This window comes from Kribbella sp. CA-294648 (genome assembly GCF_050943845.1).
GTDB lineage: Bacteria > Actinomycetota > Actinomycetes > Propionibacteriales > Kribbellaceae > Kribbella.
Window position 1 is genome coordinate 4,820,392 of sequence record NZ_CP191981.1, and the last position, 17,589, is coordinate 4,837,980.

A 17,589-nucleotide genomic window follows, 5' to 3' on the forward strand; every position below is an offset into this window, starting at 1 on the left:
CGGAAGGATCCCCTCGGTGACAGCCGGCGTCAGGACCCATCGGACGAACGCGTCCTCGAGGAAGGACGCTCCAGAGATCGCCTGGACGAGCCGGGTGCCGCTCACCGGTCTTCTCCCTCGAGCGCAGCAACCTTGGCCTCCAGATCATCACGTACAAAGGCCTCGCCGCCGATCCGTTGCGCCCTCCGGCTCAATGCGAGCGCTTCACGCACAGCGCCCTCCTGCTCCAACAGTGTCAGCAGAACGGTCAACGAACTAATGCGCAGGAAGCCTTCGGCCGGGCGGGCTCGGTCCCTCAGAGCGATCTGGGGGACGGCCTCGAGGAGCGCCAGATCCGCGGTGGCGAAGATCTCGACGTGCTGCAAGCCGACCGGATAGGACGCCCGGGCAGCCCACAACCGGTCGACCGCTCCCTGGAGGAGGAAGTGGTAGTCGAGCGGCTGCCCAGGCAACTCAAGGCCCTCCCACACCCACCGCACTAGATCATCGAGAGCCACCGTACGCGTGTCCCCGGTCCACCGTCGCTGTGCGGGAGAAACAGATGTCGTCCCGTCCGACGTTGGCCAGTGGAGATAGCCGTACTCCGTGGTCGGCCTCACGTTTGCCTCAGGCAGGCGAGATCTATCAACCCCCGGACTGCCCTGAAACTGAATCCCCGGAATATCAGCCATCCGGCCGAACCAGGTATCCATCAGCACCCCAACTTCCCCCGGCAGTCCGTTCGGCCCATAATTCCACGGTCCCGCGACAGTTGGCCAGCCTCAGCGAGTCGGGGCTGGCCGCCGCTACGGCAAAGGTCGACGGTACCTCGATAGGCCGCGTCGGGGTCGTGCGAGGACAGGCGGATGGGCCGTTGCGGCTGGGCCTGGGGTGTTAGGGCAGTTCTGGTGGGAGAAGACTGCGCGGGCCGCCGCTCGTTGCTCGGGGCGAGCGTCGCGTTCATCTTCCAGTGAATGTGGAGGAACGCCGTACCGGTGAGGAAGCTGTAGATCTTCTTCAGCCTGGCAGCCATCGCGATCGGGAAGCACGTATCTGACCTCTGAGCTGTGGTTTCGTCCTTCGCTGATAATCAACGGCGACCAGGACCTATCAACGTCTCACGGAGCTATGACGGAGCAAGGGCTTGCCCAGAGCAACATTTCAAGCCTGCCATAGGCTCGCAGTCAGGAGCGAGTCCGGCCAGCAGCCGGACCAGGCACACTGCTACTGAAGCCGCGACGACGGCCTGGCTGCCTAGTCAGTCTTCATCCTTCTGACCGATCGCTTTGAGATCAATTGCGGCGTGAGATCGCATCAGAGATAGACGAACGTCGTGGCCACAGTTCTTTTGAAGCCTTACCTTGACGCCTAGAGGGGCTGCTTGCTCCCTTCGATCCGCTGGTGGCTGGCTTGAGGCCGTGCGGATCACGGCGACTGTCAGCCTCGATCATTCGATGGTCAGGTACCGCTCGATGCGTTGACTCCATCCTGGCCCGAGCGTCTCTCCGAGCAGGGTGATGAACGCGTCCCCGTCGACCAGATGCAGTTGGGGGTTCGCCCAGCGAATGCTGCGGCCTCGGGACTGAACGCGCCGGTCGTGACTAGGATGCCCGAGGTCGCGCGGTCATCCCCCACGACCCCCGCCAACCCTCGAACCTGCTCCACGCCGACGGTTCCGGTCCATTGCTCGCATTCGATGAGGACTCGCTGGACCATGCCATCCCTCACGATGGTCGTTTCAACATCACGCCCACCGTCACGGGTCTGTTTGGTCAACTGTGTTGCATATCCGGCGGCTTGGTAGGCCGCTGCAGTCAACTGGTGACGGTGGTCGTTCCGGGGTGAACTCCACAGCCAGCTCATGGAGCGGGAAGCGTCCAGCCTCTTCCCATCTAGCACGGACCCGCTCCAAGTCATCCCACAGGCGAAGCGCGCCGCTCTGGTGAACCCTCCCGCTCGCTTCCTCAGCCCGCGCCCAAGATCCATCGCCGGCCAGGAGCCAGACAGTCGTCTTGCCTCATCGTCTGTTGCTGACCGGTTCTCGATGTTTGCGCTGTCCAGCTCGTACAGCGCTCGCAGTTCCCAATCAGTCCAGAGGTTCGGCACGGGCCATCGAAGGTCTCGCACCTCGTCGCCATCGGCGGTCGAACGCAGCCGAGTCCAGAGTCGCTTGCCGCTGGCGCTAGGCCTGCCGTGGCTCGAGGCCGAGCATCGTGCGCCGCGTCCTGTTCAATCTACCAACGCTGACGAACTTCATCCCATAGCCCTCGCTCGTCGCGCTCAGGTGGCCGCGGGACTTCGAGGACGGCGAGCGATCGCACGTCTGGCCCCTCGGCGTCAGGGAACGACCCCTGATCAACACCAACACCCAGCAGCCGGCTGACATAGGGCGCCGGTCTCCGGCCGGGTGCGGCCATCGCCACCTCATTGAGGATCTCCCAGGGCTGCGCGTCATCGGTGGGCTCAATCGTTGCCCACTGCAGCGACTCTAGCCAGAGCCACCGAGTCTGCTTCAACACACCTTCAGCTACATGCTGCTGCTTGAAGGTTGCCTCAGTCTTGGCCGCGATCGCCGCGACTTCCTGATCTTCGGCGATCAGCTGGTCGGATGCCTTGAACAGATGAGACCAAGGGAGTGAGACGCGGAGATAGTGCTCGAGGCGGTAGGGCCTCTTGTCGTTGAGCATGATCCGGCGGACCGTGTATGCCGACGTCACTGTGCACCCATGTATCCGAAGTGATGTGTGAATACAACTATGCGGCGCGCTCCGTTCCGGGCATGCCAGACACCTCACACCTGTCGGCCAGTCGGCATCTCGTTGGTTCGGCGTGAGGTGTGGGTGATCCACCCATCCGTTGTAGAAGCAGTACAGGGGAACAACTGGTACTTGCCATCGACGAGCATCACGAATGCAGGAATCCAGCAGCAGCTGGATCTGTAGATCCTCACTCTCGCCAACCCGGTGCTCCAGCTCCAAGTACTTACGATCTTCACTGAGCCGCTTGGCCTGGACACGCAAGCAGATCCACCCCTGCGCATCGTTACCCATCCACCACTCCCAGTCGGCACCATTGGCGGACTCCTGCTTCGGAGTGAAAGCCCAGACCCGCAGCCACGAGTGACGCTGGTCAAGCTCGAACAGGTTGTGGCTCGTGATCGCGTCCTCACGGAATCGCACGTTACGACCCGGGCCGTAGGCAACTTTTCGCCATGTATCTTCTGCAAGAGCGTCCATCTGGACTACCAGTTGACCGACCTTTGATCCCACAGCCGTCCCCCATTCCGTCGAGCTGCCTGTCCGCAAGACAGGCAGCTGTTCTTGCCCCACATACCCCTGTGGCCGGCGACATACGCGTCCGGCACCAGAACGGATCTCCAGCCTCAATAATCCGATGGATGTCCTTCACGATGTCGGCGTCGTGACATGGCAGCGAGGCGACCGTGGCGGGGCTGGCGGCTCGCCGACGAGTCCGCGTGTAACGGCTTGCGAGGAAGGTAGACGGACCGATATGCATCCGCTCGATGTCTATGGCTTGTTCGCGTATCCGTTCATCCGGCTACGCCAGTCCTTGAGCTGCTTCAGCGCCTTCTCGAGCGCATCCGTCATCGGCGGGACGTAGATGAACCCTGGGTTGTTATCGTGGCGACGCGCCCACTTCGACGCCTGTCCATAGCAGTCCTGAAACTCCTTGTTGTCTTCTGCAGTCACCCTCGCCAGGAGACGGAACAGTTTCGGCCTCAACTCGCCTGACCCCGTGTCGACCACTCTCGAGACGACATCGACGTGTACGGTTCGCTCCCAGGTCTCGGAGAGCTCGCCGGCGAACTCGGCCGCCCGCGCCTCGTACTCAGGATCTGTCAGGGTCGAGCGCTCCTTCTTGAGGGCGACGAGCTTCGTCTCCAGGGTAGACACCCTCGTCTTCACGTCCTGCGCCGTCCACGGGTGCGTGTCCGAACAGAATCCAGGCTGCTCGCCGCGACGCGCGATCGTCTGGTCGAAGGTTGGCACGCTCTCAGCCTCAGCGATCCTCTTCAGGTCGATCACGAAGAAGATGTCGTGCGTGAAGACGATCACCTGCCGGCCCGCCGCCAACTCCACCAGCCTTGCGGCGACCGACTCACGGATCCGGTGGTCGAGCGACGTCACGGGATCGTCGAAGACGACCGCGGACCTGGTGGGCTCGAACGCGACCTCGGTCAGGAAGCCCGCGAGACCCAACGCGGTCAGCTCGCCCTCGCTGAGCACTTTCTGCACCGGGGCGGGCGTGGTAGCTCCGACGAACCCGGGCTTGTGGATCAGCATTCCCTTCCGACCGCCCGAGGGAGCAAAGGTCACTCTTCGCAGATCGAGGCGATCGGCCTCCTTGGCGAACTGGTCCGACACGACCTGCGTGACATACGCCTTCGTGAGCAGGGTGGCCTCGCGGGTGATTGCGGCCGTCTCGATGCCATTCCGAAGCGCCTGCAGCTGATTTCGCGCCTTCAGCCTGCCCACCTCCACCCGGATCTCCGCGACCGAGTCCACCAGCGCCCTGGTGGACCGTACCTCGGTTACCAGCGCACGACTCCGTTCCACTGCAACCGTGTACGAAGCTTGGTCGATCAAGGTCGCCTGCTCTTTGGCAGCGGCGGCTGCGTTGTCCATCTCGGCTGCGGGCGCAGTCGGAATCGCTTCGAACAAGCCTGTCTCGGGATTGTCCATCCACACCAGCAGGCGTCGAGCCTGCCCGGCGGTGTTCTCCAACCACTGAGTGGCCCTGGCGGCCAACGCACTGTCGGCTGGGTCGATTTGCTGCAGCGCGATCCGAACCACAGCAGGCATTTCGGCCGCGGGCTCCAACCTGCTCCTCAGTGCAGCAACCTCCCGCTCAGCGACGGCAGCCTGCTGCTCTGTGGTATCGACCATGAACTGGTCGAATCTCCGCAGCCGTTCGGCCCCATCTACCTCGAGCGTCTGCTGACAGAGGACGCAGTGCTCGTCCTCGACCGCCACCGGAAACGGCCGATCTGAATACGCCTCGACCTCGGAATACTGCCGCGCCGCCAGCCACAGTTCCCGCCATGTCTGCGACCCGACACCGGCCAAAGGCTCGGACTCGAAGCTTCGCGAAGACGCAATGTCTGCGGCCTCTCGCAAATTCCTTGCCGTCTCCGTGGCGCTGATAGCCGCATCGAGCCCAGCTGCTCCGAGCAGCCCACTCAGTTCCCGACACCTGGCGGACACCGTTGCGTATGCTCCGGCGATAGCAGCAAGACGCTGCTTCTCCCCAGCCGGATCGCTGGCTTGAAGTCGGGCGAACTCGCTCACGAGCCTCGCAGCCTGTTCGCTGAAATCCGCGGGCAGGCTGGTAGCAGCAACGATCTGTTCATCGGTCGTCTGCGCGTTGAGCGACCCCAGGAAGGTGGCCGCGCTCGTGCCCGCCGGCAACAACGGCAAGGTCGGTCGTTCTGCCGCGTTTGCCGTCAACCTCGAGTCGAGCTCCGCAGCAACCCTGTCACAGGCTGCGACAAGCCACTCGAGAAGAACCAACGCAGACGGCCGATAGCTGATCTCGGACGCAACCGTCACATAGGCCTGACCGCATTCCCGGTCATAGAAGCGCACCTGGCCCAATGCCGCACTGGGCGGGGAGTTCCACGCCCAACTCCCCTGCCCACCGGTCAACTCGGCGTAGTCGATGCGGGCACCCTGCGGAGGTTGAGTTCCGGCGCCGAAGACGTTGCCCAACACATCGACGGCGACTCGCGCGCTGACTCCACGTCGCAACAAGCGCGCGTAGCCGGACTTGCCGCTTCCGTTGAATCCGAACACGACGGTCAAGCCGATTTCTGCGAACGTCAGAGTCTCACCTTCGGCGAGGTCGTTCACACCGCGCAGGTCCCGGACCCGAAGCAGACGCACACCGGCCGCCGCAACAGGGTTTCCCGGGATGTCGGTCACCGCGACCGGCGTCACCACCGCCGGTGTCCCGGCGATGAGATCGTCGACGATCTTTGTAATGTCGGCGTCGTCGATTGTCTCGTTCCGGCACATCCGGCCGACGACATCCTGCTGCCACGCCGGCCGCGTGATCAGCCACTTCGACAGCTCCTCCTCGATTGTCATCCCCGTCGCCGCCCCGGGTCAGGAACCACCTGAGACGTCGAAACCCGCATGCTGAAGCAGACCATGGTCCCCCCACGATCGAATCGATGTCGAGAATCGATCGCCCGGATCTGAAGCCGGCGGATCGGACCCTCCCCCGCCACGGACTATGCCGCGATTACGCTCCGTTGCCAAGACCTCGGCCACAGATTGTGACGATCGATCCGCAGTCCGCCTGCTGGTGGCCCGAGCCACGGAGCTCGCGGTCGGCCACCAGGCGGGCCGTTGGGTTCAGTTGGCGGCGGTGAACCGGCGGCGCCGGTGCTCGGGGTCTCGATCTCGTCGAGCAACGCGATCGCGTAGTCCTCGGTCGAGATGGAGTCGCCGACCGGCGAGTCCAGACCGAGCTTGAATTTACATGCGCTCGCCCAGCTTGATCAGCGGAGCCGGCGAGAGCTGCGTTCAATCGAACTCGTCGTCGAGGTCCTTCAGAAAGTCCAGCGTCTTGGAGATGGTCAGCCCCTCCGGCTGGTAGACCTCAGGGAAGTACGGTGAGTCGACGAGCCGTTTGCCGTCAACCTCCAGAGGATGCCCGCGCCGACAGGGACCAGAAGCCGCCTGCCGCTGACGGTCCCGACCAGGTTCTTCAGCGCGTCGAGGTAGTCTTGGTGCTTGCAGCCCGTACGACTTGGGACCGATCGGCGAAATCACGACTTCGGCGATCTGCCCCACCTCCTTCGCGAACGACAAGTCGTTCACACTCCCCCGCCGCGACTGACGCCGTCGCGCACGTCTCCACCGGACCGGGTCAGCCCGATGACCTCGCAGCCACGCTGGACCGCCTCTTTAGCGACCCGGCTGCGGATCATTCCACTGGCTCCGTAGACCGCGGTCTTCACTTCGTTCTCCTCGTTGCGGCCGGCTGCTAATCCTCCACGCTCGCGCTTCTCAGCCGCCGATTTCGTCGTACCGAGAACGTTCGCCTGCCTACAGCCGATAGAGCCTCACAGGGAGGAATTGTGGTGAGGGCCAGCACAACACCGAGCGGCTGGGATGAGTCTCGAGGCGATCGCGCATGCCCTCGGAGAGAAACCCGACCTGCAAACTGCTCGCCGCCCGCAGCCGACTATGGGTCCTGCCCCTGTCCGCGGAACACTTCACACCTGCCGACGAGTGGGTGTTGGCCGTGTGGTTTCTGGACCCGTAGCGGAAGCGCTGGAGCAGCGGCCGGAGCTTGCGGGCGAGCGCACACCGGAACACCATGCAACAAGTGGATCGATGCGAAGTGGCTGCATAGCGACAACAAGGCGCCGCCAACGTACGCGTCAAATTCTTCTCGACGAGGGTTTTGTGAAATCCGACGGTGACTACACAGAGCCGGGCGCTGTCCGCACTGAACGCCCCGGGATTCCGGCTCATCGTTGGCGCACCTCGCAAGAAGACCACCGATTTCGAGGACCATGTCGAAACAGTTGCCTACATTCCCGCTCTGCGCACCCAGCGCAACGACCGCTGCTCGTGAGACCGAGGCGATCGCGAGATGGCTCCGGATGTGACGGCGATGGGCAGCGCAACACGCCACCGCCGGGAAGAAGTAGCCAAGACCCTCAACTGGCCCAAGAACAGAATCGAACTCATCGAACCGGCCGCATCAAGGTCGACCGCACCATCGCCACCCCCTCCTCCGGATCTACAGCCCCACCACAGAGACAGCCGATGCCCCTCCTCGCCCAGGTCGACGAACCGCCACCCCCGTCCCCACCGACCCCCTCGTTTGGATCACCTCCCACGCCTTATGCGGAACCGTAGCCACCGCCTAGACAACGCGGCCCCCCGCTCTATGGCCGAAGCGACTGCCAACTGTGTACCGCTAGGCAACTCAGCGATCTGACGCGTGGGCCCTATCGCCTTTGCGGCCAATACGAGATATTGGGCGGATGACTGCTCGGCGCGCCGTACTGATACTGACCTGCCTGCTGCTTGCTGGACTCGGGGTCTACTTCGCTGTCGCCCGTTGGGACGATGCCAACCGGATTGCAACGATCGCCGCCTCGCTTGCCGCCGTGGCAGCAGTTGGTATCGGCATCTGGGCTGCGCTGCCTGCCAACCGGCAACGGTCGGCCGTGAGCAGATCTGGTAAGGCCCTCGCGCGGGGTCGAGGAAGCACAGCAAACACTGGTATCTCAGGCGCTGGAAGCTCGCCATCAGCTGTCACAGGCAGTGGAGATGCCCATGCCACCGACGGCGGCCAGGCGAACACCGGAGTGGACCAGCCTTGATGGCAGCGATGTCACCAACGGGACATTCGACGTGAGTTGGCTTAAGCCCGACAAATTGTCTGTCCGGCAGAGCGGGGACGCTATAGCCCAACACGGCGGAGTTGCCAGCACGGGCATCATCGGTCAAGTCTCAATCGAAGGCCGTCCCACTGCTCGCTCTAGCTATCCCCAACAGATCGCCAGAATCGCTCCGGCTCAGCTCATCGACCGAGAGCAGGAACTTTCCGAACTGGCTGACTACTGCAGAGCCTCAAGTGGCCCGAGCTACATTTGGTGGCGAGCGCCTGCATGGGCCGGCAAGTCGGCGCTGATGTCCAGCTTCGCTCTCAATCCACCAGAGAACGTCCGACTCGTGTCGTTCTTCATCACCGCACGATGGGCTGGACAGAGCGATCGTGTTGCTTTCACCGACGTGGTGATCGAGCAGTTGGCCGAGGTACTCCAAGAGCCGATGCCTTCGCACCTAACTGACGCCACACGCGACTTGTGCTTCTTAGATCTACTTGATCGAGCCGCCCAGCATTGCCAAGCTGTCGGGCAGCGTTTAGCCCTACTCGTCGATGGTCTGGACGAGGACCGCGGCGTCACGTCCGGGCCGGATGCTTACAGCATTGCGGCGCTCCTACCCGCCAAACCACCACCGAACTTGCGGATCATCGTTGCCGGACGCCCTAACCCGCCGATTCCGACCGATGTAGATGCTACTCATCCGCTACGGAATCCCGCGATCATCCGGCCGCTCGGGACGGCGCCCCAAGCGACCGTGATCAAACGTGACATGCTCCGAGAACTAAGCGTTCTATTGCAGGGTTCTCCCGCGGACCAGCACCTTCTTGGATTGGTGACGGCGGCCGGTGGCGGCCTGAGCGCCCATGACCTGGCTGAGTTGACTCAACGGCCTCGGTGGGAGGTCATCGAGTATCTGGGCACCGTTGCCGGTCGCACCTTCGGTCTTCGGCAGAGCCGATGGCAGCCGGGAACCGGACCTGAGGTCTATGTTCTCGGTCACGAGGAACTTCAGATGACTGCAATCGAGCGGTTAGGAGAGCAACGGCTCGCAGCGTACCGATCCAAACTGCACCTTTGGGCCGACGCTTACCGCCAGGCCGGCTGGCCACCTCACACACCCGAATACCTCCTGCGCGGATACCTTCAGCTCTTACGTTCATCCAGCGAGACCGACCGGGTCGTCTCTCTTGCGCTGGACGCGGCCCGCCACGATCGGATGCTCGATCTCAGCGGCGGCGATGGCGCTGCCTTCACGGAGATTGAGGTTGCTTTTGATCTTCTGCTCCCGAATGACGAAGCCGACCTTGTGACGATGTCACAACTCGCTCGGCGTCGGGATGCGCTGAGAAGCCGCAATGAGAACATCCCTGTCGAACTACCTGCGCTATGGTTTGAGCTGGGTTTCGCTCGTCGAGCCGAGGCTTTGGCACAGGCGCTTCCCGGTCTCGATAATCGGGCCGAATCTCTGGCGTGTTTGGCGGTAGCGGTGGCAGAGAGCGGGAACTCCGAATGGGCGGTCGCCCTGGCCCAAGAGGCCACCGCTGCGTCACAGCATCGGAGTCTCATTCTGTTCCAGCGAGATCAGGCGACACAGGCCGTGGCGGAAGCCTGGATCGAGATCGGAGATTTCGCTCAGGCTGAGGCGGCCTCACACCGACTCAGCGATCTCGACGCCAGGTCTGACGCACTCGGATCTCTCAGCGAAGCCCTGGTCGCCCTGGGACGATTTGCTGAGGCCGAGCGGATCATCGCCACAATCCCCTCGCCGGACTATCGGGCTTACGCGATGGCCGACCTGATAGAGGCAGACTTCGTGGTGGGCGACATCGCGAAGGCAGTTGACCGTGTGGGCCGGGCCCTCGAAATCGCGTGTACGGCGGTGAAGCCGTTCGACCGGCTATGGCCTCTGCGACGCCTCGCGGCCGTTACCTCCGCTGGCGGTCAGCACGCGGCTGTGAATGAGATGGCCAGTCGTGCCCAGGCGATCGCGAGGACGTTCTCTGTTCCGGATCCCATTCCGCTCCTGGACGTCGTCATCAAGGTGATGATCCACGCAGGTCGCTCGGCAACAGCAGCCACGCTTGCGGAGGAGGCTGCGCGGATACCCGCCACTATCCTTGATGACGCCAAGCGGTATGAACAGATGATCTCAGCCACTGAGGCACTACTTACTGCTGGCAACGTCCAGCAAGCAACCACGATGGCGCGGTCAATCTCTGATCCAATTCATCAGGCAAGGGCCCTACGGGCGGTGGCGGAGACGCTCGACCGCGCCGGTAGACGGGCAGAATCGGCAAGGCTACTCGACGAATCCGTGTCAGTAGCCGCCGGTATCGATGATACCCACCAGCGAGGATGGTCTGTCCACGCTGCGGTAGAGGCAATGATCAAAATCGGTGAACTGCGTCGGGGCGAGTCGGCCGCTCGATCTATCAATCAACTGGAGCTAAAGGCTGAAGGGCTGACCCAAGTAGCGCGGGCGGTTCGCGCCGCGGGCGACTTGGAGACTGCGCTGGCCTTGGCATCTGAGGCAGAGGAGGTCGCCCGATCCAGCACTCCGGCAAATGACCCTACCTGGGCGGTGGTCGCTACAACAGCGCTCATCGCAATCGACGAGTGTGACCTAGCGAATACGATAGCCCAAACAATCGATGAACCAACCTCCGCGACCTACGCACTCGTCGCCGTATCGGAGAGCCTGGCTTCGATTGGCGATCTGGACGGTGCTGGACGCGCGGCGGGCCAGGCGGAGGCAGCCGCCAGATTAGTGCTCAAAGGCCCGCCCGCGGGCCACACGTGGCCGGCGGCAGTCTTGGCGCTGGCCAAGACAGGTCTCGTCGACCAGGCCGCCAGTCTGGCCGACGAGGCTGAGGCGATTGCCCGCAGCTTCGACAAACCAAAAGTTCTGGTCGATATGCTCGGCGGGCTAATTCGCTGCCGTGCGGGGATCGGAGATAGAGCCGGGGCGAAACGACTGGCCGAGGAACTTGTGAGCATCGTCCTTGCGCTAGCCGCCGATGAGGAACGAGCAGAGGCATTGGCCGCGGTCGCGCAAGAGTTGGCCGCCACGGATCTGCCCCGAGCAGAAGCGGTTGCGAAAGCTATTAACGACCCAGATCAGAGAGTTACGGCTCTGTGCGGTATCGCGACCGAAGCGGTCCTTGCGAATGACCTGGTCGCCGCGGGACGACTCATCGCAGAAGGTAGACAACAGGCCGCTGGAAACCCGACCGTAGCCGACGAGAGAAGGGAGCTTGCCATCAAGGCGATCTGCGACCTGGCCACTGCGATGGCGGCGACGGGTGCCATCGCTCAGGCACTCGCTTTGATCGACGAGGCCGAAGAACTCAGCGGAGAAGTCTCCGACAGCTACGTCCAGTCAGGTACGCTTGCTGATGTTTGCCAGGCGTTGGCAGCCGCAGGAGAACTGGACCGCGCCGAGGCGCTTCTTCCCAAGCTTTGCACACCGGAGCACGTTGCCGCTTCGCTGGCCACGCTCGCTCAGAAGCTGCCTTCTGCGCGCGCTCGAACACTAATCGCGCGAGCCTTCGCGGCCGGCAGTAAGTACCCGCCGTTGGAAGCTTTAGGTCCACCCTTCAGGGACGTGCTGACAACCGTCGGAAGGGGTCTCTGCGAGCGTCCGGGTTGAGTCCGCTGACGGTGGCTGGGCAGTCGATATCCTGTGGGGATTATCGTCGGCCGTGCGCGCTCCTGAAGTCTTCTGGCGGCATCCTGACACCAGTCCGAGCCCCTCACGCGTTGGGGTCCTCAGGCCCGTCGCAAATAGGTGGTCGTGACCTTCGAACTCAGCGACGATGGGCGTGTGCTGCGCATCTACCTCGATCAGAACAAGTGGGTTGACCTTGCCCGGGCAGCGACCGGCCACCGGCTCGGCGCTCCCTTCGCAGACGCGCTCGCAATGGCGCGCGCTGGGGTCGCAGCGGGCACCGTCTCCTTCCCATTGGACATGTACCGGTACTGGGAGACCGGGAAGCGCGGGGATGACCGGTCCCGCAACGATGTGGCCGACGTGATGCTCGAGCTCTCGCGACAGCATACGATGACCGTCCCCTTCGGCATCCTCGATCAGGAACTGGACCTCGCGCTTCAACGCAGATTAGGGCGGCCGGAGCATCCCCGTCGCCAAGCGGTGTTCGGCGTCGGAATGCAGCACATCACTCAGAGTCGGATGAAGTGGCCAGAGCTCGACCTAGCGGCGCTTCCGGATAGTGGCGCTGGTCTACCCCGCGGCCTGCGCGCCCAGCTAAAGAACGCGGTCGCCGAGGTCATCGAGGAAGAACTACTCCGAGCCGGCCCCGAAACGTTCCGGGCTCACGGGTTCGATCATGCGGACTCCGACCATAGCCAGCGGTTTGTCGACTTCGAGAACCATCTCGCCGCGGAGATCGCGAAACACGGCCTTACTGGCGACGCCATCGACGAAGTGGTTCGCGGTACCGACTTCGGTGACATCCGACCTGCCATTGTGGAGGCGCTCGACCGCATTGGAGTGGTCTATGAGGAGTTCATGCAGGACATCACGGTCGGTCAACTGCTGTCTTTTGTCGACGACTTGCCCACCCGGTATGTCACTAATGTGATGCGGTCAGCAAAGCATCGACAGACTCAGCAAGAGTGGGAGCCGAACGACTTCATTGATATCGTCGCCCTGCCTGTCGCAGCCGTCTACTGCGACGTCGTCGTCACTGAGAAGCAGTGGGTCCACATGATGCGGCAAAGCAAGGTCGACCAGCGGTACAACACGATTCTGATCAGCAACGTTGCCGACCTGGTCAATGTTCTTGTCAAGGCCTCTTTGATGTAGATACTTACTGCCGACGGGTAGTAGACCGGGCCGAACCTAGGCGCATCAGCGACAATCAATCACCATTCTGGGCTGCAAATCGGCGTCACGGGGTTCGGCCCAGCGGATCGAGGTCAAGGTCTAGGCGTGTGGTTAAGGTGCGTGTTCGGCCTCGGACACTGGAACACTTGTTCAATAGAGATGACACGACAACTCGTATCACCTCTTCTCTTGCCCACCAAACAAGTTGCCGACGACAACAGTTTGAGTTGGCGGTGGTTCATCCGCGCTGCCACGGCCCGATCGATCTCCTCGTAGGTACGTCGTGAGACAGCAGGATCCTTGTACGTGCGTAGTCAGGCGTCTGCAACAGACCCGGCACGGTGTAGAACTCGTACAGACGGATCAGCGCCGCCACTGCTCTACATCGACGTCCCCGTCCCGGACACCGTCGACCACACCGAACTCGAGCCCGGCCGCCACTTCCTCCAATCCGGCCGATGCCGCCGATGACGCCGACTAGCAAGCGCCGTCCACACCCTCAGCCAACCAAGAGAACGGTGCCGACCGCGAACGTGAGCAGTATGGCCGCTGTCACCTCAAACGTGACCGCAAACTGGAGGAAGCGCGCCTTAACACCGTTCTCCTTACGCGCCCTGGCGATGATCTTCACGAGAACCTTCGCGATCTCTGGTTCGCCCTCTCGTGCAAGCGCAGTCATCGCCTCTGCGGTCGCGACGGCCTCAAGGGACTTGACCGTGACCTCCTGATAGTTCTCCGGGCGGGCCGCGGTGATCGCCAGCACCGTGGCGATGCCGAAGGCGATGAGGGTGGCCGCGAGCGCAATCCGCGCCACTTCGGGCAGCTCATAGGTAGGTGACTTCGTCACCAACGCCGACAACGCGAACAGCAACGTCACCAAGGCACCTGATGAGGTGATCACTCCGATGGCGCGCGCCTCCAACGACGACTTGGTACTACGCTCCTCGGCCAGTTGGTCCTGCACCAGCTTCATTACCGCGCCCGCCGACGTAGCACCACCAGCTAACGCGACGACAGGAGCGCGCCGTCGGCCACGATCACCCTTCCGGGGGATCGTCCTTGTCTGAAACATGCACAACCTCCAGGGTCACTGCGGCGTCCCCGATACCGGAGACATGCGCGCCGATGTGGCTAGAGCCGCGGACCTCCGGCAGCTCATCGGACGTGAGGAGTGCCAGATCACGGTCCTCGTCCGCGCTTCGCTGGATCACCACGTACTGGCCGATGTCGACCTCGTCCAGGTCGTCGGAGTGGATCTCGAGGATGTCGCCCACCTCGAGGTCAGGGAAAACCCTCTTGAGATCCTCGGTGTCCAAGACCGGAAACTTCCTACGTGCTGTCATCCTCGACCCTCTCTCGATAGTGCAGCGATGCTTGGCCGCCTTGGGCCGCTAGGCCCTCAGGGACCGCCGGGCTCTGTCCGAGCGCGTGGCTGCAATGCCTTGGGCCACGGGAATCCGCTCGGTGTGCCGCCCCCGTAGAGCGCCCGGCGCAGGTTCTCCGCCTGGACGGACCATGCTCGCCTCGCACCGAAGTCGTACAGCGGTGCGAGCACGGTTCCTTCCTCGTCCGCTTCCTGGACGAGGTACAGCTGGTCGTCGCGCTGCTCGACGCGGAACCGAACTTGCGAACCGCCGCCACGGAAGTGGTCGGGTTCGGCCGTGAACTCGAACGATGTCTCCGAGCCTTCCGTCACCACGACGTGGTCGTCGTCGAATGGCCAGAGTGTGTCGCCGCGGAGGTTCAGCCGGGCACCCGGCCGGATGACATCCGGTCCACCGTCGGCACTCAAGACACCGAACGGGAAGATGTTGTTGGGGCGATTCGTCATGATCGCCGTCGCGGTGGCCGGCGTGGCGGACGAGGTCGCCGGACCAAGTCGCCACTCCATGACGTAGGAGTGATCGAGCCGCCCCTCAGGAGCCTGCCTCGGCGCGACGAACGTGTGACCTTCCTCGAACACCACCTCAGAGGAATTGATCGTCTCGTCGTAGCCGGTCGACGCTGCCTGAGGGGCCGCCTCGAGTGCAGCCGCCCGCAGGGATCCGTCGTACGGCGACACCGGAGTCACCACCTGCTGCCGAGCGTCGACGAGGCCACGTGAGTCGACGTCAGCGGCGTACCCTCCGGCGCTGGAAGCAGTCAGACCCGCGTAGGGGGCGTCAGCTGCGGACGCTGGTACGACGGCGGTGAAGCCGGCCCCGTCGGCCGTGACGCCGGTGTACCCGGCGGCTGTGCGCGTCGCCGAGGTCGCGGCGACCGGTGTGGAGCCGGTGAACCCGGCTCCACTGACCGTCACTCCCGAGTAGCCTGCGACATCGGTGCTCATCGGGTGTCACCGCCACCGAGCGCGCTTAGACGTGACGATCGCGCGTTCATGCCGGATGACCGTTCGACACGGAGGCGACCGGGACGACGGAGATATCGGGCTTGTCGCCGAGCACGGTGTCCCATGCTTTGACCTGCTCGCCATTGCTTTGAGCGGCCACGAGCTCCAGAGCCTTCGTCAGGCGCAGGTTCTGCGCCTTCTGGTTCTCGACTGCCGCCTCGCGGGCCTGGAGGTCGAGCGCTTGCACTGCGGTCGCGTACGGGTCCAACGCGTCGGCTTGTCCGAGCAACGCCTCGATCACAACGTTGTCGGTGCGCAGGACGATTTTGTCGCGAGCGGTCACCACACCGGGAACCGTCGGCCCCGGCGTGTCGTCCTGACCAACCGGATCCGGGATGAGCCGCCAGGCGAGCTTGGCGTCCAGCGGGCTGTTCAGATCCTTGAGGTGCCCGGCCTCGTCGAGTGCGGCGTTCTTCCAGTCGAACACGCCACCTAGCCGCTCGCCGAACTGCAGCATCGGCTGCGGCGAACCGCGGTGATCGGTGCACTCGGCAATGGCCGTCAGCAGCGTCCGCGCGACCTCATCGCGATGCTGCGCCACGATCGTAGACTCGAGGAACGAGCGCAACTCGCTCAGGGGCACGAGCTGCGCCGATCCCTGACGGCCGTTGTAGAACGCCAACCGGACTTCCGTCAGACTCGTGACAGTCTCGTACGTCTGATTCAGCTCGCGGAAGACGAAATTGAGCACGCGCCGAAGGTTTGTGTTCACGATCTCGCGCGCCGTGCCCTCCGAGGACGCGGTCGACGTCGTGGTGCTCGTTGCTGTGTGAACCGACTGCTGACGCGAGTTGTTCACCTGGGACGCGTGCTCCGAGGACGCTCGCGAGATCGACTGCGAGAACTGCTGACGGGAGTACTGCGAGGTCGCGGCGTCGTAGGTCTGTGCGCCGGCGCTCGCGCCGAAGAGCCCGAAGAAGCTGAAGCCGCCGCCGACGTTCGCGGACAAGGACGACGCCCAGGTTCCGGAGTTCTCCGCGCTATTGCCCGCCTGGCTCTCGACCTCGTCGGTGAAGCGGGACTGCGCGTTCCGGTCCGACGAATCGAAGACCGAGGTCGAGTCTTCGCGTGACTCATCGGCACTCCGCCAGGTCTCGACCGTGATGGTCGTCCGTTCTCCTGGCAGCAGGCTGTAGGTCTGGATGGTTCGGCCCAGGCCGTAGTCGCCGAGGAACGACGACACCCGGAATACCTCGACCAGTGCGATCGTAGGGCTTGAGCCGGTGTAGCTGGTCGGCAGGATCGGTACGAGACGCACACTGCGCCCAAGGCCCGGCATCGGTACGGTCAAGGCCACCGGCTGCCGCGAGTTCTCCTGCTGGCGGACGCTGACCTCGGCCAGTTTGTCGAGAAGCTCCGACCGTTGGACTCCGTGAGGCAGACTCCTGACCTGCGCCAGCGGGGTCTCGGTTGTCGGTGCCGGCGGCCGGGCCGGCAGTTGACCCCACGGACCTTGCTGGGGGCGGATGCTCAGCGGGGTCAGCCGCTCGTACCACCCTCGCAGTCGATCAGGATCGAGTCGTGGTGCATCCTCGGGACCGGTGACCACCCCTTGTTCCTCCAACGACGTACCGGCGATTTTGGCCGCTTGCGTGAACCAGTCGGCCGGGAACTCGACTGGCTGCATGCGGCGGATGGTGTACGAGCCCGGGACCGGCACGCTGTAGTTGATTGCGGCGGCGGGATTGTTCGCCTTCCCGAATGCCGCCAGGTCGCCCGAGCCGACAGGCTTGTCCGAAATGCTAGTCACCTGATTTCGCCTCTTTTCAAATCTCCCCACCAGTCGGCGCCCCTCGCCGGACCGCCGGCGGACGCGGATCCGTCACGCCGATGTTTCGAGTCTGAGTTCCGGCCGGGCACGCGGTACATACGCACAACTGCGTAGGTCTGGTGGTTGGCAACAAACGTCGCCCACGACCCATCGATCAATACGTGGTAGCCAGATCGGCTTTCAGGAACCTGGGATGGGGGGACGGTTGTGATCACCAACGATTTTCGCGT

The 17,589-nt window shown here is 63.5% G+C and carries 14 protein-coding genes; 3 read left to right on the plus strand and 11 right to left on the minus strand.

Annotated features, from left to right (window positions below; genetic code table 11):
- Positions 1 to 101: 101 nt before the first annotated feature.
- The 6 genes from ACQPYM_RS22885 to ACQPYM_RS22910 all read right to left on the minus strand — a co-directional run bounded on the left by ACQPYM_RS22885 (position 102) and on the right by ACQPYM_RS22910 (position 6,964).
- On the minus strand, positions 102 to 698 hold the full coding sequence (locus ACQPYM_RS22885) for a hypothetical protein (RefSeq protein WP_433003232.1): 597 nt from the start codon (positions 696 to 698) through the stop codon (positions 102 to 104).
- A 739-nt stretch (positions 699 to 1,437) separates the two neighbouring features.
- Positions 1,438 to 1,965, minus strand: a complete 528-nt coding sequence (locus ACQPYM_RS22890; RefSeq protein ID WP_433023359.1) for a restriction endonuclease — start codon at positions 1,963 to 1,965, stop codon at positions 1,438 to 1,440.
- A gap of 248 nt (positions 1,966 to 2,213) precedes the next feature.
- A complete protein-coding gene (locus ACQPYM_RS22895; RefSeq protein ID WP_433003234.1) occupies positions 2,214 to 3,215 on the minus strand; it encodes a DUF6615 family protein in 1,002 nt (333 codons plus the stop codon).
- A gap of 291 nt (positions 3,216 to 3,506) precedes the next feature.
- Complete coding sequence (locus ACQPYM_RS22900) at positions 3,507 to 6,086, minus strand: AAA family ATPase (RefSeq protein WP_433003240.1); 2,580 nt, start codon at positions 6,084 to 6,086, stop codon at positions 3,507 to 3,509.
- Positions 6,087 to 6,527: 441 nt separating this feature from the next.
- A complete protein-coding gene (locus ACQPYM_RS22905; RefSeq protein ID WP_433003243.1) occupies positions 6,528 to 6,797 on the minus strand; it encodes a hypothetical protein in 270 nt (89 codons plus the stop codon).
- Positions 6,798 to 6,820: 23 nt separating this feature from the next.
- Entirely contained in the window at positions 6,821 to 6,964 is a 144-nt protein-coding gene (locus ACQPYM_RS22910; RefSeq protein WP_433003246.1) for a hypothetical protein, read from the minus strand.
- Positions 6,965 to 7,428: 464 nt separating this feature from the next.
- Between ACQPYM_RS22910 and ACQPYM_RS22915 the strand changes: the two genes are divergently transcribed.
- The 3 genes from ACQPYM_RS22915 (at position 7,429) to ACQPYM_RS22925 (ending at position 13,178) form a co-directional block, all read left to right on the plus strand.
- Positions 7,429 to 7,587: a hypothetical protein gene (locus ACQPYM_RS22915; RefSeq protein WP_433003248.1), complete on the plus strand. Its 159-nt coding sequence runs from the start codon at positions 7,429 to 7,431 to the stop codon at positions 7,585 to 7,587.
- Positions 7,588 to 8,696: 1,109 nt separating this feature from the next.
- Positions 8,697 to 12,002 carry a hypothetical protein gene (locus tag ACQPYM_RS22920; RefSeq protein WP_433003251.1) on the plus strand — a complete coding sequence of 1,102 codons (3,306 nt, stop codon included), beginning with the start codon at positions 8,697 to 8,699 and terminating at the stop codon, positions 12,000 to 12,002.
- 144 nt (positions 12,003 to 12,146) lie between these two features.
- A complete protein-coding gene (locus tag ACQPYM_RS22925) occupies positions 12,147 to 13,178 on the plus strand; it encodes a hypothetical protein (RefSeq protein ID WP_433003254.1) in 1,032 nt (343 codons plus the stop codon).
- 259 nt (positions 13,179 to 13,437) lie between these two features.
- Here the strand turns inward: ACQPYM_RS22925 and ACQPYM_RS22930 are convergent, their stop codons facing one another.
- The 5 genes from ACQPYM_RS22930 to ACQPYM_RS22950 all read right to left on the minus strand — a co-directional run bounded on the left by ACQPYM_RS22930 (position 13,438) and on the right by ACQPYM_RS22950 (position 17,338).
- Positions 13,438 to 13,575: a Scr1 family TA system antitoxin-like transcriptional regulator gene (locus ACQPYM_RS22930; protein WP_433003256.1), complete on the minus strand. Its 138-nt coding sequence runs from the start codon at positions 13,573 to 13,575 to the stop codon at positions 13,438 to 13,440.
- Positions 13,576 to 13,698: 123 nt separating this feature from the next.
- A complete protein-coding gene (locus tag ACQPYM_RS22935) occupies positions 13,699 to 14,172 on the minus strand; it encodes a hypothetical protein (RefSeq protein WP_433003259.1) in 474 nt (157 codons plus the stop codon).
- A gap of 64 nt (positions 14,173 to 14,236) precedes the next feature.
- Positions 14,237 to 14,542 carry a hypothetical protein gene (locus ACQPYM_RS22940; protein ID WP_433003262.1) on the minus strand — a complete coding sequence of 102 codons (306 nt, stop codon included), beginning with the start codon at positions 14,540 to 14,542 and terminating at the stop codon, positions 14,237 to 14,239.
- Between the two features lie 56 nt (positions 14,543 to 14,598).
- Positions 14,599 to 15,528, minus strand: a complete 930-nt coding sequence (locus tag ACQPYM_RS22945) for a hypothetical protein (RefSeq protein WP_433003265.1) — start codon at positions 15,526 to 15,528, stop codon at positions 14,599 to 14,601.
- A gap of 46 nt (positions 15,529 to 15,574) precedes the next feature.
- The gene (locus ACQPYM_RS22950) at positions 15,575 to 17,338 is read right to left on the minus strand and encodes a hypothetical protein (protein WP_433003268.1); all 1,764 of its coding nucleotides are present in this window, start codon (positions 17,336 to 17,338) and stop codon (positions 15,575 to 15,577) included.
- Positions 17,339 to 17,589 lie beyond the last annotated feature (251 nt).

Excerpts from the sequence above, each read along its gene's own strand:
- ACQPYM_RS22890 (WP_433023359.1), bottom strand. The coding sequence starts at position 1,965 with ATGGATCTTGGGCGCGGGCTGAGGAAGCGAGCGGGAGGGTTCACCAGA.
- ACQPYM_RS22895 (WP_433003234.1), bottom strand. The coding sequence starts at position 3,215 with ATGGACGCTCTTGCAGAAGATACATGGCGAAAAGTTGCCTACGGCCCG.
- ACQPYM_RS22940 (WP_433003262.1), bottom strand. The coding sequence starts at position 14,542 with ATGACAGCACGTAGGAAGTTTCCGGTCTTGGACACCGAGGATCTCAAG.
- ACQPYM_RS22935 (WP_433003259.1), bottom strand. The coding sequence starts at position 14,172 with ATGAAGCTGGTGCAGGACCAACTGGCCGAGGAGCGTAGTACCAAGTCG.
- ACQPYM_RS22945 (WP_433003265.1), bottom strand. The coding sequence starts at position 15,528 with ATGAGCACCGATGTCGCAGGCTACTCGGGAGTGACGGTCAGTGGAGCC.
- ACQPYM_RS22900 (WP_433003240.1), bottom strand. The coding sequence starts at position 6,086 with ATGACAATCGAGGAGGAGCTGTCGAAGTGGCTGATCACGCGGCCGGCG.